This is a genomic window from Neobacillus fumarioli NBRC 102428 (genome assembly GCF_001591485.1).
In the GTDB taxonomy this organism is placed as follows: domain Bacteria; phylum Bacillota; class Bacilli; order Bacillales; family Cytobacillaceae; genus Neobacillus; species Neobacillus fumarioli.
The window spans coordinates 1-2,179 of record NZ_BCUZ01000214.1 but is presented as its reverse complement, the minus strand read 5'-3'; the positions used below and the strand labels follow the sequence as shown (position 1 = coordinate 2,179).

The 2,179-nt window shown below is 44.0% G+C and carries 2 protein-coding genes; one reads left to right on the top strand and one right to left on the bottom strand.

Annotated features, from left to right (window positions below):
* Positions 1 to 32: 32 nt before the first annotated feature.
* The gene (gene lipA / locus BFU02S_RS15640) at positions 33 to 953 is read right to left on the bottom strand and encodes a lipoyl synthase (RefSeq protein WP_066372688.1); all 921 of its coding nucleotides are present in this window, start codon (positions 951 to 953) and stop codon (positions 33 to 35) included.
* A gap of 239 nt (positions 954 to 1,192) precedes the next feature.
* On the opposite strand from lipA, the gene BFU02S_RS15635 reads away from it, so the two are divergent.
* Positions 1,193 to 2,137, top strand: coding sequence for a M23 family metallopeptidase (locus BFU02S_RS15635; protein WP_157075969.1), 945 nt, complete (start codon positions 1,193 to 1,195; stop codon positions 2,135 to 2,137).
* Positions 2,138 to 2,179 lie beyond the last annotated feature (42 nt).

Here is a 2,179-nt window from a genome sequence, read left to right as displayed (position 1 = left end):
CCAAAATAAAACTCGCCGCTTGGCGAGTTTCTTTATTGAGCTTCCTGTACAGTGCTTTCACCCAAGAGCTGTTTTTGCTTGGCTGCAGCATTTACTTGTTCATCTGCATGATAAGAAGAGCGAACAAGCGGTCCTGCTTCACAATGGCTAAAGCCTTTTTCGAGCGCAATTTGCTTTAATTCATTAAATTCTTCTGGACTGTAATATTTTATAACCTTTAAGTGGTTTTTTGTCGGCTGTAAATATTGACCAATTGTCATAATATCCACATGATTGGCTCTTAAGTCATCCATAACCTCAAGAATTTCTTCTTTCGTTTCGCCAAGGCCAATCATTAAGCTTGATTTGGTCGGTACGTCTGGCTGCATTTCTTTTGCCCGACGCAGAAATTCAAGAGAGCGGTCATATTTGGCCCGCGCCCGAACTCTTGGAGTCAGCCTTCTGGTTGTTTCAATATTATGATTCAAAATATCCGGCTTTGCATCCATTAAAATACGCAAATTTTCTTCCTTACCGCCCATATCTGACGGAAGCACTTCAATGGTCGTAAATGGATTTTTCCGACGGATGGCACGAACGGTTTCCGCAAAAATAGCTGCACCGCCATCTTTTAAATCATCGCGGGCAACAGCTGTTACAACGACATGCTTCAGGTTCATGATTTGCACCGAATCAGCCACTCTTTCCGGTTCCTGCCAATCCAGCTCTGTCGGTAGTCCCGTTTTGACAGCACAGAAGCGGCAGGCACGGGTACAAACACTCCCAAGAATCATGAAGGTGGCCGTTCTTCTTGCTCCCCAGCATTCATGGATATTTGGGCAGCGAGCTTCTTCACACACCGTATGGAGATTCTTTTCGCGCATTAATTTTTTCAATCCGGTATAAGATTCATTTGTATTTAATTTTATTTTCAACCATTCCGGTTTTCTAAGTATTTCATCTCTGTTACTCATTTTTGCACCCCTTACTGGTTCCTATGTCGACTGAACTCTCCTTTTGTCACTTTATCATACTGTTAAAAGAACGACAAGCGGCTGGTACTTTCTACACGGAATTTCTGATTTCCAATTTTTTGTGTAAATGAAAAATCAGAGAATCCATAAACTAACTTCGTACATGAATGGGAAGGAGGATCCCTTTTGTGCGGGTAATTCTAACGACTAGTACTTTTCTTTTATTTTTACTACTATCAATGGCTGTTAGGGATGCTCAAGCGGCAGAGTTGCAAAATCCGAATGATGAAAGAATGAATCTGTATAAAAAAGTTGAAACCGTCACCCATATTCCCTGGTACTATTTAGCAGCCATTGATCAATATGAACGAAATATCCGCCAGGTCCGCCGTGATTTGCCAAAACCCAATAGTTTGGTTGGGATTTATATTCCACCGGAAAAATGGGCGGGGCTGGCTAATCCAAATATCAATGAAGAAAATCCCGCCATTATTCAATTTTTCAATGGATTGGGAGTGGATGGAGATGGCGACGGCAAGGCAAGCTTAAACAGCGACGAAGATGTTCTTTATGCCGTTGCCCATTATTTGACGGGTTTCGGTGTGGATCAAGATAATATAAAAATTGGCTTATGGAATTACTATCACCGGGATAAAACGGTCGGCATCATTACGGGCTATGCAAAAATATACCGCCATTTTGGCCGGCTTGATTTGGATAAGCGGGTATTTCCACTTCCGCTCAGATCCAATCACAGTTACCGCAGTACATGGGGAGATGCCCGAGGCTGGGGCGGCAGACGGATGCATGAAGGAACCGATATTTTTGCAGGTTACGGCGTTCCTGTAAGGGCGACTTGTTACGGCATTATCGAAATGAAGGGTTGGAATAAGTACGGGGGCTGGAGAATCGGGATTCGCGATATTAATAATACGTATCATTACTTCGCCCATCTGAGCGGATTTGCCCCAAATCTCCATATTGGACAAGTGGTCGAGCCCGGGATGGTGATCGGAGGAGTTGGCAGCTCTGGGTACGGTCCTCCGGGCACATCCGGCAAGTTTCCGCCTCATTTGCATTATGGGATGTACAAGGATAACGGAATCACAGAATGGGCATTCGACCCTTATCCGCACTTGACCAGATGGAAACATCTCGAGCGCTGGGAAATGCGAAAGAAATAGGACTATCCGTTTTGGATGGATAGTCCTTCATTTTGGATTCAC

Coding starts and splice junctions, on each gene's coding strand:
- lipA (WP_066372688.1), bottom strand. CDS start 953: ATGAGTAACAGAGATGAAATACTTAGAAAACCGGAATGGTTGAAAATA.
- BFU02S_RS15635 (WP_157075969.1), top strand. CDS start 1,193: ATGGCTGTTAGGGATGCTCAAGCGGCAGAGTTGCAAAATCCGAATGAT.